The sequence below is a fragment of the Bradyrhizobium sp. WYCCWR 13022 genome, from assembly GCF_030435535.1.
GTDB lineage: Bacteria > Pseudomonadota > Alphaproteobacteria > Rhizobiales > Xanthobacteraceae > Bradyrhizobium.
In genome coordinates this window covers 87,885-100,223 of the sequence record NZ_JAUIZJ010000027.1, presented here as the reverse complement: position 1 = coordinate 100,223, position 12,339 = coordinate 87,885, and the positions used below count along the sequence as shown (strand labels likewise).

Genomic DNA, 12,339 nt, shown 5'->3' with positions numbered 1-12,339 from the left:
ATTGGAGTGAAGTGGAGTGCCAGTTTTAGAAAGCATGATCTCCGCGCTGATCGACCTCGATCGGGCCGGCGATGAGGGCTTGGTTGCGCAGCTGACGAGCCAGCTCCGAAGCCTGATCGCGGTTGGCCGGCTCGCCAAAGGCCGCACGCTGCCGTCGAGCCGCCAGCTTGCGAGCGATCTCGGCGTCTCCCGCAACACCGTCACCTATGCATTCGAGCAACTCGCCGCCGAAGGATACCTCGCGGCGTCGCACGGACGTCGTCCCGTGGTGACGGTCGACGGCGGTGAGCGTTTCGAAGGGTCGGGTGCCGCCGCATCTAACGCGCCGTCTGCCAAGCCGCGGCTCTCGCCTTGGGCGTCGAAGCTCAAGCGGACGGATTGGCCGATGTCTTATCAGGCCTTGCTGAAACCGTTGCGTCCGGGACATGGAGATGCGCGCGAGTTTCCGAACGAGATCTGGGCACGCTGCTTGCGCCGCAGCGCCGTGCGCGCCGCCAGGCGCGAGCCTGGTCCGGTCAACCGCACGCGCCTGCGTGAGGCGCTGGCACATTATCTGGCGACAAGCAGAGGCGTTCGCGCCACGACGGACCAGATCATGATCCTGCCGAGTGCGCAGGCCGCGCTGACCCTGATCGCGGCTGTCCTGACGACACCCGGCGACGACGTCCGGGTCGAGGATCCCGGCTATCCCGGCGCCGCGGCGGCTTTCCGTGCATCCGGCGCGCGCGTGACCGGCATGGGACTGGACCAGCAGGGCATGCAGCGGATGCCGGGAATGGCCGCGCCGAAGCTCATCTTCATGACGCCGTCGCACCAGCATCCCACCGGACGGCTGATGTCGCTCGCCCGCCGCACCGAGTTTCTCAGGTGGAGCATGTCAGGCAGGACCTGGATCGTGGAGGACGATTACGACGGCGAGTTCCACTATGACAGCCGACCGGTGCCTGCCCTGCAAGGCCTCGATGTCCACGGTCGTGTGCTCTATGTCGGCACCTTCTCGAAGGCGATGACGTCGGATATCCGGCTCGGCTATCTCGTCGTGCCGCCGGCACTGATCGGCACATTCGAGATCGCGCAGCGGCACATCGGCTTGATCGCGTCGAGCCACATCCAGGAAGCACTCGCCGAGTTCATCGCCGAAGGGCATTTCCTTGCGCATCTGCGCCGGATGCGCCGGCTCTATCACCTCAGGCGCGATCACCTCGTCGAAGGACTGGAGCGTCGTCTTGGCGAGGTACTCTCGGTCGAAGTGCCCTCGGGCGGCATCCAGCTGGTCGCCCGTCTCAAACGAGGTCACGCCGATCAGGCGGCGGTGAAGCGGCTGGTCGAGGCAGGCGTCGAAACGCGCGCCTTGTCGAGCCTGGCGCTCGGCAAGCCGCGCGATCACGGCCTGCTGCTCGGCTTTGCGGCCTGGCGCGAGAGCGAGATCAGCGCTGCAGTGCGGACAATGGCGTCGTGCTTCTCGCGCGGCTAGTCGACAGCCTTGGTCACGATGCGGATCTCCGAGGTCAGCGTCCGGTGCACCGGACACTTGTCGGCGATCTCCATCAGCTTCTTGCGCTGTTCGGTGTCGAGCGTGCCGTCCATTGAGATGTCGCGCTCGATCTGGTCGAGCATGCCGTCGCGCGTCTCGCATTCCGCGCAGTCCTTCGCGTAGATCTTGGAGTGTTTCAGCGTGACGGTGACGCGGTCGAGCGGCAGCGACTTGCGGTCGGCATAGAGGCGCATGGTCATGGAGGTGCAGGCGCCGAGACCGGCGAGGAGGAAATCGTAGGGACCGGGGCCGGCATCCTCGCCGCCGGCAGCTTTCGGCTCGTCCGCCACCAGATGATGCGGCCCGACGGTGACGAGCTGGTTGAACTTGCTCTTCCGGGTCTCCTGCACCACGACCCTGCGCGGTTCCTCGGCTAGATCGATCGTTTTCGCCGGCTCTGGCGTGTCGATGTAGCGGCTTGCCCAGGCGGCGATCACATCGGCCGCATAGAGCGCGTCGGCCGGCTTGGTCAGCAGGTGATCGGCGTGGTCGAGCGAGACGAAGCTCTTGGGGTGCCTTGCTGCAACGAAGATCTTGGTCGCATTGTCGATGCCGACGGTATCGTCGACCGGCGACTGCATCACCAGCAGCGCCTTGTGCAGGCCGGTCACGTCCTTCATCAACTCGTGCTCGACGATATCATCGAGGAATTCGCGCTTGATCCGGAACGGGCGGCCCGCGAGCGAGACTTCGACCGCACCCTGAGCGCGGATGCCGTCGATATGTTCCTTGAAAAGACCGGTGACATGGGCCGGGTCGGACGGCGCCGCGATGGTCGCGACAGCCTTGGCCTCGGGAATCTTGCCGGCGGCGGCCAGGATCGCCGCGCCGCCCAGGCTGTGGCCGATCAGGATCGACGGCGCCTTGCGGGTCGCGCGCAGGTGATCCGCTGCGTGCACGAGATCGGCGACGTTCGAGGAGAACGTCGAATTGGCGAAATCGCCTTCGCTGGAGCCGAGCCCGGTGAAGTCGAAGCGCAGCACGGCGATGCCCTTGGCGGCGAGCGCAACCGAGATGCGCTTCGCGGCCAGCGTGTCCTTGCCGCAAGTAAAACAATGCGCGAACAGCGCGTAGGCCGCGGGCTCGCCGTCGGGCAGCTCCAGCGCGGCTGCGAGCTGATGGTCGCCTTCCCCGGTGAATTGAAAGCGTTCCGTCGGCATGAGCTTTCCCCGTGTTTGCTTGACCCTAATCGCCTGAATAGCGCTGTTCGGCCCAGGGATCGCCACGGTTATGGTAGCCGCGGACTTCCCAGAAACCCGGCGCATCTTCGGTCGTGAATTCGATGGCCTGGAGCCATTTGGCGCTCTTCCAGAAATACAGATGCGGCACGACCAGCCGCACCGGGCCGCCATGCTCGTCCGACAGCGGCTGGCCCGACCAGCTATGGGCGAGCAGGGCGTCTTCGGCGGCGAAGTCGTCCAGCGCGAGATTGGTGGTGTATCCATCATGGGAATGCAGCACGACGAACCGCGCATCCTCGCGCGGCTGGCAGGCCGCGAGCAGTTCGCGGGTCGCAAGCCCTTCCCACTCGTTGTCGTACCGCGACCAGGTCGTCACGCAGTGGATGTCGGACGTGAACCGGTCCTGCTTCTGCGCGATGAACTCCGCAAAAGTCCAGAACACCGGTTTCTCGATGGCGCCATAGACGTCAAGTCGCCAGCGCTCGCGCGACACCGGAGGCACGACACCGAGATCGAGCACCGGCCAGTCCTGGGTCAGATGCTGGCCCGGCGGCAGCCGCTGGTCCTCCGGACGCGTCACCTTGCCCGTGAGAAAGCGGCCCTCACGCGCCCATCTCTCCTTGGTGCGCGTCAGCTTGCTGTCGGATGGCGTCTCGTCGGCCATGGGCTACTCGTGAATGGGCTACTCGTGACGGTGCATCGCGGAGGTGTGCTTGGTATCGCGCATGGTGGAATAGATGATCAGCGACAGGAAGATGACGCCGGCGAGATAGTAGTAGAACCACTGCTCGTGCCCGATGGTCTTGAAATAGAGCGCGATCGCCGGCGCGGTGCCGCCGAAGATCGAGACCGTGATGGCGTAGGGCAGGCCGACGCCGAGCGCGCGGACATTGGTCGGGAACAGCTCGGCTTTCACCACCGCGTTGATAGAGGTGTAGCCGGCAACGAACAGCCAGGCGCAGCAGATCAGGACGAACGCCATGAACGGCGACTTGGTCTCCTTCAACGTCATCAGCAGCGGTACGGTGGCGAGCGTGCCGGCGACGCCGAAGAAGATCAAGAGCGGTTTGCGCCCGATCTTGTCGGAGATGGCGCCATAGATCGGCTGGAGGATGGTCGCGAAGATCAGCGTGCCGAAGATCACGAAGGTGGTCTGATCCTCGGTCAGCCCGACCGAAAGCTTGACGAAGGTCTGCATGTAGGTGGTGAAGGTGTAGAACGCCGCGGTGCCGCCGGCGGTCAGGCCGACGACCAGCAACAGCTCGCGCGGATAGCGCAGCAGGTTGGTCAGTGAGCCGGTCGGCTGAACTTTCTTCTTGGCTTCCTCGAACGCCTCGGTCTCATGCAGGCCGCGCCGCATCACAGCGGCGAAGATCGCGAGCGCCGCGCCGATCGCAAACGGAATGCGCCAGCCCCAGGCCTTGAGCTGGTCGGGCGTGAGGAACACCTTTTGCAGGAGCAGCAGCACGATGATCGCGGTGAGCTGGCCGCCGATCAGCGTGACGTATTGAAAGCTCGAATAAAAGCCGCGGTGTTTGGGATCGGCGACCTCGCTTAGATACGTGGCGCTGGCGCCATATTCGCCGCCGAGACTCAGGCCCTCGATGACGCGGGCCAGCGCCAGGATCACCGGCGCGGCGAATCCGATCGTGGCATAGGTCGGCGTCAGCGCGATGATCAGCGAGCCGAAGCACATGAACACGACCGACAGGGTCAGCGAAATGCGGCGACCGAAATGGTCGGCCAGGTAGCCGAAAAACCAGCCGCCCAGCGGGCGCATCAGGAAGGTCGCAGCGAACACCACTGCGGCGTTCAATTGCTGCACCACGGGATCGCTGCCGGGAAAGAAGGCCGGGGCGAAATAGAGCGCGAACGCGGTATAGGCGTAGAAATCGTACCACTCGACGAGATTGCCGACGGAGCCGATGAAGATTGCCTTGATCCGCCGCTCGGCGTCGGCGATGTCGAAATGGTCGGAGGCCGGTTGGATTGATTGCTCTGTCACGTCCGGCCTCCCAGAAATCCGCTGCCTGGGAGGTTACATCGCCCTTCCAAACAGAATTGGCAACTGCCGGGGGCCTCTCACCGTACCCTGCGACCAGGTCACGGTCCCGGCAGGATCGAGGACGAAGTCCGGAATTCGCTTCAGCCATTCCTCCAGCGCAACCTGCATCTCCATCCGCGCAAGGTTGGAGCCGACACAGCGGTGGATGCCGAGGCCAAAGGCAGCGTGGCGATTCTCCCGGCGGTCGATCACGACTTTGTCAGCGTCCGGAAACATCTTCGGGTCGCGATTGGCTGCCGGGAAGGACAGCAGCACCATGTTGCCCGTCTTGACCGGGCAGCCCGAGATCGTGGTCTCTTTGACAACCTCGCGCGCCATCGTCACCGGCGAATAGGCACGCAGCAGTTCCTCCACGGCGGTCGGGATCAGTGATGGCTCGGCGATCAGACGTTCACGGTCGGCCGGCGTCCTGGCAAGATGCCAGAGCGAGGACCCGATCGCGCTCCAGGTCGTGTCGATACCGGCGATCAGGAGCAGCCGCAGCGAGCCCAGCACGTGGGATTCCTCCAGCGGTTGACCTTCCTTGTCCTTGGCATTCATCAGATAGGAGATCAGGTCGTCAGTCGGCTTCGATCTTCGCTCCTCGATATGCGCCCTGAAATAGTCGCTCATCTCCTGCACGGCCTGGAGCAGCTTGCTCTCGTCCTTGATACCGAGCTCCAGGATCATGTGGATCCAGTTGATGAAGAGATCGCTGTCGCTCTCGGGAATGCCGAGCATGTGCGCGACGGCTTGAACCGGGATATATTTGCTGTAGCGCGCGGCTGCGTCGACCTTGCCGTCGGCGATGAAGCCGTCGATCAGCTCGTTGCAGATCGCACGCATGCGCGGCTCGAGCTTCTTCATCGCGTCCGGCGTGAACGGCGGCAGCAGCAATTGCTTGGCCGGCTTGTGCACGGGCGGATCGGACGTGATCGGCGGGGCCGCGTTCCTGGCGATCTCGGGGCGGACGTCGCGAACGATGATGCGGCGCGACGAAAAATGCTCGGTGTCGTTGGCGATTTCGCGCACCGCTTCATAGGTCGTCGGCATGTAGCAGCCGAGGAAGCGCTCGGTATGCACGACCGGGCTCGCGGCGCGTAGCTCCTCCCAGATCGGGAAGGGGTCATCAGTCCATTGCGGGTCCGTGTGGTCGAAATCGTTGACCCAGTCGGTCACGGGCGGATGGGCGGCAGGCTGGCTGACGTCGGACATCTCTAGAAATCCCTTGGGGCTCGTGTTCGCTGAAGGCAGGCAAGGTGCGCGGGCAGGGGCCGCGCTACTCCTCGATCACATCGATCGCGATTTCAGGGCAGTTGGATTTGGCAAGCCAGGCCTTGTCTTCGAGGCCCGGCGGAACCGTGCCGTCGCCGGCCGCGTGGGCGTTGCCGTATTCGTCGAGCTCGAACAGCTCCGGCGCCAGCGCCTTGCAGCGCGCGTGGCCCTGACATTTGTCGGGATCGACGTGAACTTTCAGTCGTTCTGCCATTGCGGCTCCCTCGGTCGTATGCGCGTGGCCCGAAGGGCGGCGCGTTCCTCATGTCGATCTTGTCCGCGGCATTTGCCGCTTGTTCTAAGTTATATGCTATTACATTCGCGGCAGGCTTCCCCTGTCAAGCGCAAACTTATAGGCTTCGCCGTAACATGCGTTCACAACTCGCTCGGAAGCCCGGAAACACCTACCACCATGGCGATCTCCGCGACGCCTTGATCAAGGCCGCGTTGCGCGAGGCGGAACAAGGGGGAGCCGAGGCGATCAGCATCAAGGCGCTGGCAAAGCAACTCGGGGTCTCGCAGCCGGCGCCGTACCGCCATTTCGCCGATCGTGAGGCGTTGCTTGCCGCGGTCACGGCTGAGGCGTTCCGGCAGTTCAGCGCGATGTTGCGCGAGGCGATGGCGAAGCCATCGAGGCAATCAAAATTGTCGCGACTGGCGCAGGCGACGCTCGATTTCGGCCTGCGGCGCAACGGCATCTATCGCCTGATGTTTGCATCACGCACCGTTTCCTGCGCGGCAAAAGATAGCGAACTACATGAGGCGACGCGGGAGACGTTCGAGCTCGTGATCGAAGCGCTGGAAGCGCCGGCGGTCGGCTATCTGCGCGAGCGGCAGGCCCTCAAGATCTGGGCGGCGCTGCATGGGGTCGTGATGCTGGCCGAGCAGGGCCTGTTCACCGGCGAGGCTGCGCATGCCACGCGCGAGGAACTGGTGGAGGACTTTGTCAACGAAACCAAGGCCGCGCTCGCGGTCGCGATCAAGGAAGCGCAGCGTCAGAAAAAGGCCGGCGCTTAGGCCTTCGCTTTCAGCAGCCGCATCAGCTTCTCGACCGCGCTGTCCGGCGTCGTCACGACCGGACGGCCGGTCGCTTCCGCGACCAGCGGTGCGGTTGAAGCGATGCTGAATTGCGCCAGGGCAACGACGTCGCAGTCGCGCAGGCCCTTCGATGCCTCGACGATCAACCGGTCATGCGTGGCGCGATCGCCGCGGTCGAGTGCCGCCAGCGCTCCCTCGGCCAGTTTCGGCACGACCTGGGCCGAGGCCGGAAACTCCGGCGGCATCGACACCAGCGTTGGCGGGAAGGTCGACAGCAGGCCGATGCGCTTACCCATGGTCACGGCGCGTTCGATCATCGCCTCGTTCGGCTTCAGGACCGGCATCGGCGCATGTGCCCGCGCAACGGCTTCGATGCAGGGGCCGAAGGCCGAGCAGGTGAACAGGATGGCGTTCGCCCCGGTCGCAACCGCGTAGTCGCCGAGCGCGAGGAAGCGATCGGTCATGGCTTCGTTGAGCTTGCCGTCGCGTGCGAGATCCGCCGACAGGCTGTCGTCGAGCAAATTCATCAGCCGCGCTTCCGGCCACGCCTTGGCGAACGCCGCCTCGATCGGGGTAATGGAGTGCTTGAGGGCGTGGATCAGTGCGATGCGCATGGGTGTCTCTTCTCCCTCGCCGCCTTGCGGCAGGGCAATCGCATATTGTGTGCACGACGCCGCGGCATCGGCAGTCGTCTCCCTCTCCCGCTTGCGGGATCGCAAGCGGGAGAGGTGAGGCACCGTTTACTTGAACGGTACCGCGTACATCAAGCCGCCCTTGGTCCAGAGGCCATTGAGGCCGCGCTCGAGCTTGAGCGGGCTCGCCTTGCCGACATTGCGCTCATAGATCTCGCCGTAATTGCCGGTGGCCTTGAGTGCCGTGACCAGCCATTTGTTGTCGAGTCCGAGGCGCGAGCCGAGGTCGCCGGAGGCGCCGAGCAGGCGCTGGATCGCCGGCGTCTGCGACTTCGTCATCTCTTCGACATTGGCCTGCGTCACGCCGAGTTCCTCGGCCTCGATCAGGCCGTAATGCAGCCAGGTGATGATGTCGCTCCAGACCTCGTCGCCGTTGCGGGTGAAGGGGCCGAGCGGCTCCTTGCTGATGGTCTGCGGCAGCACGACGTAGTCGGCCGGGTTCGGCGCGGCCGTCGTGACCGCACCCGCGAGCGCGGAAGCGTCCTGGGTCATGGCATCGCAGCGACCGCCGAAGAAGGTCTGGTACATGGTGTCGACGCGGTCGAACACCAGCGGCTTCCAGTCGATGCCGTTGGCGCGGCCGTAATCGCCGAGCGTGACCTCATGGGTGGTGCCCTGCGCGACGCAAACGGTGGCGCCCTTGAGGTCCTTCAGCTCCTTCACGCCGAGGTCCTTTTTCACGACGAAGCCCTGGCCGTCGTAGAAGTTGATCGGACCCTGGCGGAGGCCGAGCGTGACGCCGCGCAAATAAGTCTCGGTCGAGTTGCGGTAGAGTACGTCGATCTCGCCGGACTGCAGCGCCGTGAAGCGGTTCTGCGCGGTCAGCGCGACGTAGCGCACCTTGTTGGGGTCGCCAAGCACACCGGCCGCAAGCGCGCGGCAATAATCGACGTCGAGACCCTTGTAGTTGCCTTGCGAGTCCGGCGCCGAGAAGCCGGCAAAACCGGCGCTGACGCCGCACACCAAGGTGCCGCGGCTTTTGACCGTGTCGAGCGTCGCCGCCTGGGCGACCACCGCCGATGCGGCGAGCATGCTCGCCGCGATAACCACTTTCCTCATCATGCTACTCTCCCCTCAGTGATTGACACTACGCAACACATCGTCGACGGCCGTGCCAAGCTTGTCGACGATCTGATCGATCTCGTCGGTGGACGCGATGTAGGGCGGCGCCAGCAGCACGTGGTCGCCGCGGACGCCGTCCACGGTGCCACCGCCGGGATAACAGCCGAGCCCGTTGGCAAAGGCCTCCGCCTTGATCTTCTGATTGAGTTTGAGCGCCGGATCGAACGAAGTGCGGCTGGCGCGATCAGCGACGAGCTCGATCGCCCAGAACAGGCCGCGGCCCCTGATGTCGCCGACATGGCGGTGATTGCCGAAACGCTCGGTCAGCCGCTGCTCGAGCTGCTTGCCACGCTGCTTCACTCGTTCAAGCAGATTGTCTTCCCGGATCACGTCCTGCACCGCGAGCGCAGCGGCGCAAGCGAGGGGGTGCGCGAGGTAGGTATGGCCGTGCTGGAACGCGCCGGAGCGGGAGCGGATGGTGTCGATGATCTTGCCGCTCGCGAGCATGGCGCCGATCGGCTGGTAGCCGCCGCCGAGGCCCTTTGCGATCGCCTGGATATCGGGCGCGACGCCTTCCTGCTGCCAGGCATGCGTAGTGCCGGTGCGGCCCATGCCGCACATGACCTCATCGAGGATGAGCAGGGCGCCATGCCGATCGCAGATCTCGCGCACCGCTTTGAAGTAGCCGTCTGGCGCCGTCACCGCGCCGGCAGTGGCCCCGACGACGGGTTCGGCGAGGAACGCGGCAACGCTGTTGGGACCGAGCCGCTGGAATTCCGTTTCAAGCTCGGCGGCCAGGCGCGCAACGAACTGGGCCTCCGTCTCGCCGTCATGCTTCTCGTGATAGGCAAAGGCCGGCGTCACATGGCTGAAGGCGGCCGAGAGCAGCGGCGCATAGGGGGCGCGGCGCCAGGCATTGCCGCCCGCGGCCAGCGCGCCGAGCGTATTGCCATGGTAGCTCTGCCGCCGTGCGATGAAATGCTGCCGCTGCGGCTCGCCGCGCTCGATGAAATACTGTCGCGCCAGCTTGATGCTGGCTTCGATCGCTTCCGATCCGCCACTGACGAAATAAGCGTAGGCGAGACCGCCGGGCTCGTGGCCGACGAGCGTCTCGGCGAGTGCCTCGGCCGGCTCGGAGGTGAAGAAGGCGGTGTGCGCATAGGCAAGGGTCGAAGCCTGCTTCGCCATGGCTGCGATCACGCGCGGATGCTGGTGGCCGAGGCAGGAGACCGCCGCGCCACCCGAAGCGTCGATCACGCGCCGCCCGTCCTCGGCAAACAGATAGACGCCCTCGCCGCCGATCGCCTTGGGCGGCGTCTCGCGCAATGAGCGATGCAGCACGCGGCTGGTGCGGGTGCTCATGGGTCAACCTTTCTCTGAGACATAGGTGGAGGCCGCAGCGAGCCGCGCTTCGGTATCCTGAAGGCGCTTCTTTGCCGCCGTGCCGCCGAGCGAGAACGTCACTGCCGCCAGCGATTGCGCAATCGCAAGCGCGCCGGTCAGGCTCGGGAAGAAGCCCGGCGAGGAGGCCGCTTCGAACAGCAAGACATGGTCGGCGCCTTCGGCCATCGGCGCAGCCACGCTGTCCGCGATTGCGATCAGCGTCGCGCCGGCGTGATAAGCGGCCTGTGCAACGCGGACACTGGCGTTGGTGTAGGGCACGAAGCCGATCACGATCACGGCCTCACCGGGGCGGAACGCGCAGAGATCGAGATCGTCGGGGCCGGAGGCGCCGACGATCTGGACCTGTTCGGGCCGGAAAAGCCTGAGCTCGTAATTGAGCAATTCCGCAACGCTACGACAGCTGCGGTAGCCGGTGATCCAGATCCGCGTTGCATCGTGCAGCGCACGGGCCGCATCGGCGATCGCGTGGGCCGAAATGCGCGGCAGCCCCGCGGCTTCGGCTTCAAGCTTGTCGGTGACGAGCGCGACATCGGCATTCGGCCCGTGGCGTCGGCTCTTGGCGCGGCCGGAGAAGGGCGACGTCGGCGACGGCCGCCGTGCCTCCGTGAGCGCGGCGCGCAATTCGTCCCAGCCGGAATAGCCGATCGCCTTGGCAAGCCGCGTGAACGCGGCGGGATCGGCGCCGGCCTCCGCTGCGAGATCGCGCATCGAACGGGTGGTGGCGTCGTAGTCGTTGGCCGCGACAAAACGACCGACCTCCTGCAGGCGCAGGGGGAGCGATGGCAACGCAATGCGCAGTTCGCTCAGCGGCGAGGATTTCGCGGGCTCGGCCATGAAACATTTGTTGCATAGATAAGATTTTGGTGCAACAGTTGATGCGCGCCGCCGGAAATCGCTGTTTTCGAGAAGGATTTTTGTGCTGTGACGTCAGATGATCCCAGGCCGCCGCCGCGCCGCAGCTTCTTCGGAGCGCTCGGACCAAACGAGTTGAAGGGCGTGTTCTGGCAGGTGCTGGTGGTCGGCGTTGCCGTCGCCGTTGTCGCCTTCCTCTGGTCCAACACCGTGACCAACCTCTCGGCCCGCCGCATCACCACCGGCTTTGCCTTTCTCGGTCGAGAGGCCGGAATGCCGATCGCCGACAGCCTGCTCGCCTACAATCCGAGAGACAGCTACCTCTGGGCTTTCGTCGTCGGTGTCGCCAACACGTTGCGCGTCGCCGTGATCGGCATCGTGCTCGCGACCATCCTGGGCACGCTGATCGGAATCTCGCGGCTGTCGGCGAACTGGCTGTTGTCGCGACTCGCGGCAGTCTATGTCGAAGTCCTGCGCGACATCCCGTTGCTGCTCCAGCTCTTGTTTTGGTACGTATTGATGCAGGCTCTTCCTGCTGCCCGCGCCGCGTGGCGGCCGGTCGAGGGCGTGTTCCTCTCCAATCGCGGTCTGATCCTGCCGGCGATCCCGATCGGGGCGCCGCAACTCCGGGTGCTCGGCGCGGCCCTGCTGGGCTGCGCTGCATTCTTTGTCATTCAGCGCTGGCTGCTCGCGCAGCAGATGCGTGACGGCAAGCCACGGCCGGCCTGGCCCTTTGCGCTCGGCCTCATTGTCGTGCTGCCGGCGGCGGTATCGCTGCTGCTTGGTGTGTCCTGGAAGATCGAATGGCCGGAGCTGCGCGGCTTCAATTTCGTCGGCGGGCTGACGCTCGCACCGGAATATTTCGCGCTGCTGATCGCGCTCGTCACGTATACGTCGGCCTTCATCGCCGAGATCGTGCGTAGCGGCATCCAGTCGGTGCCGCGCGGCCAGTGGGATGCCGCCAGTGCACTCGGCCTGCGACGCAGCTTCATGCTGCGCCAGATCATCCTTCCGCAGGCGCTGCGCGTGATCGTGCCGCCGATGACGAGTCAGTATCTCAACTTGACCAAGAATTCCTCGCTCGCGGTGGCGATCGGCTACCAGGACGTGGTCTCGATCGCCAACACCACGCTGAACCAGACCGGGCAGGCGATCGAGGCGATCGCACTGATCATGGCCGTCTTCCTCACAATCAGCCTTGGCATCAGCTTCTTCATGAACTGGTACAATGCACGCATCGCGCTGGCGGAGCGCTGA

12 protein-coding genes are annotated in these 12,339 nt (G+C 65.0%); 3 read left to right on the top strand and 9 right to left on the bottom strand.

What is annotated here, in order from left to right; genetic code table 11:
• Positions 1-34: 34 nt before the first annotated feature.
• Complete coding sequence (locus tag QY049_RS32045) at positions 35-1,474, top strand: PLP-dependent aminotransferase family protein (protein WP_258767013.1); 1,440 nt, start codon at positions 35-37, stop codon at positions 1,472-1,474.
• Here QY049_RS32045 and QY049_RS32040 read toward each other — a convergent pair.
• The 5 genes from QY049_RS32040 to QY049_RS32020 form a co-directional block, all read right to left on the bottom strand.
• Positions 1,471-2,694 (bottom strand): bifunctional alpha/beta hydrolase/OsmC family protein, encoded by a 1,224-nt coding sequence (locus tag QY049_RS32040; RefSeq protein ID WP_258762547.1) that lies wholly within the window; start codon positions 2,692-2,694, stop codon positions 1,471-1,473. The genes QY049_RS32045 and QY049_RS32040 overlap by 4 nt on opposite strands.
• 25 nt (positions 2,695-2,719) lie before the next feature.
• Complete coding sequence (locus tag QY049_RS32035) at positions 2,720-3,379, bottom strand: sulfite oxidase-like oxidoreductase (protein ID WP_258762546.1); 660 nt, start codon at positions 3,377-3,379, stop codon at positions 2,720-2,722.
• Between the two features lie 18 nt (positions 3,380-3,397).
• Positions 3,398-4,720, bottom strand: coding sequence for an MFS transporter (locus tag QY049_RS32030; protein WP_258762545.1), 1,323 nt, complete (start codon positions 4,718-4,720; stop codon positions 3,398-3,400).
• Between the two features lie 33 nt (positions 4,721-4,753).
• Positions 4,754-5,974 (bottom strand): cytochrome P450, encoded by a 1,221-nt coding sequence (locus tag QY049_RS32025; RefSeq protein WP_258762544.1) that lies wholly within the window; start codon positions 5,972-5,974, stop codon positions 4,754-4,756.
• A gap of 64 nt (positions 5,975-6,038) precedes the next feature.
• Positions 6,039-6,248 carry a ferredoxin gene (locus tag QY049_RS32020; RefSeq protein ID WP_194476963.1) on the bottom strand — a complete coding sequence of 70 codons (210 nt, stop codon included), beginning with the start codon at positions 6,246-6,248 and terminating at the stop codon, positions 6,039-6,041.
• Between the two features lie 155 nt (positions 6,249-6,403).
• On the opposite strand from QY049_RS32020, the gene QY049_RS32015 reads away from it, so the two are divergent.
• Entirely contained in the window at positions 6,404-7,051 is a 648-nt protein-coding gene (locus QY049_RS32015) for a TetR/AcrR family transcriptional regulator (RefSeq protein WP_258767012.1), read from the top strand.
• On the opposite strand, the gene QY049_RS32010 is transcribed toward QY049_RS32015, so the two are convergent.
• The 4 genes from QY049_RS32010 to QY049_RS31995 form a co-directional block, all read right to left on the bottom strand.
• Positions 7,048-7,686: an aspartate/glutamate racemase family protein gene (locus tag QY049_RS32010; RefSeq protein WP_258762543.1), complete on the bottom strand. Its 639-nt coding sequence runs from the start codon at positions 7,684-7,686 to the stop codon at positions 7,048-7,050. The genes QY049_RS32015 and QY049_RS32010 overlap by 4 nt on opposite strands.
• A gap of 126 nt (positions 7,687-7,812) precedes the next feature.
• Positions 7,813-8,826 (bottom strand): amino acid ABC transporter substrate-binding protein, encoded by a 1,014-nt coding sequence (locus QY049_RS32005; RefSeq protein WP_194476960.1) that lies wholly within the window; start codon positions 8,824-8,826, stop codon positions 7,813-7,815.
• A 12-nt stretch (positions 8,827-8,838) separates the two neighbouring features.
• A complete protein-coding gene (locus QY049_RS32000; protein WP_258762542.1) occupies positions 8,839-10,188 on the bottom strand; it encodes an aspartate aminotransferase family protein in 1,350 nt (449 codons plus the stop codon).
• Positions 10,189-10,191: 3 nt separating this feature from the next.
• A complete protein-coding gene (locus QY049_RS31995) occupies positions 10,192-11,064 on the bottom strand; it encodes a MurR/RpiR family transcriptional regulator (RefSeq protein WP_258762541.1) in 873 nt (290 codons plus the stop codon).
• An 87-nt stretch (positions 11,065-11,151) separates the two neighbouring features.
• Between QY049_RS31995 and QY049_RS31990 the strand changes: the two genes are divergently transcribed.
• A complete protein-coding gene (locus QY049_RS31990) occupies positions 11,152-12,339 on the top strand; it encodes an amino acid ABC transporter permease (protein ID WP_258762540.1) in 1,188 nt (395 codons plus the stop codon).

Coding starts and splice junctions, on each gene's coding strand:
- QY049_RS32035 (WP_258762546.1), bottom strand. CDS start 3,379: ATGGCCGACGAGACGCCATCCGACAGCAAGCTGACGCGCACCAAGGAG.
- QY049_RS32010 (WP_258762543.1), bottom strand. CDS start 7,686: ATGCGCATCGCACTGATCCACGCCCTCAAGCACTCCATTACCCCGATC.
- QY049_RS32040 (WP_258762547.1), bottom strand. CDS start 2,694: ATGCCGACGGAACGCTTTCAATTCACCGGGGAAGGCGACCATCAGCTC.
- QY049_RS31995 (WP_258762541.1), bottom strand. CDS start 11,064: ATGGCCGAGCCCGCGAAATCCTCGCCGCTGAGCGAACTGCGCATTGCG.
- QY049_RS32000 (WP_258762542.1), bottom strand. CDS start 10,188: ATGAGCACCCGCACCAGCCGCGTGCTGCATCGCTCATTGCGCGAGACG.
- QY049_RS32025 (WP_258762544.1), bottom strand. CDS start 5,974: ATGTCCGACGTCAGCCAGCCTGCCGCCCATCCGCCCGTGACCGACTGG.
- QY049_RS32020 (WP_194476963.1), bottom strand. CDS start 6,248: ATGGCAGAACGACTGAAAGTTCACGTCGATCCCGACAAATGTCAGGGC.
- QY049_RS32045 (WP_258767013.1), top strand. CDS start 35: ATGATCTCCGCGCTGATCGACCTCGATCGGGCCGGCGATGAGGGCTTG.
- QY049_RS32005 (WP_194476960.1), bottom strand. CDS start 8,826: ATGATGAGGAAAGTGGTTATCGCGGCGAGCATGCTCGCCGCATCGGCG.
- QY049_RS32015 (WP_258767012.1), top strand. CDS start 6,404: ATGCGTTCACAACTCGCTCGGAAGCCCGGAAACACCTACCACCATGGC.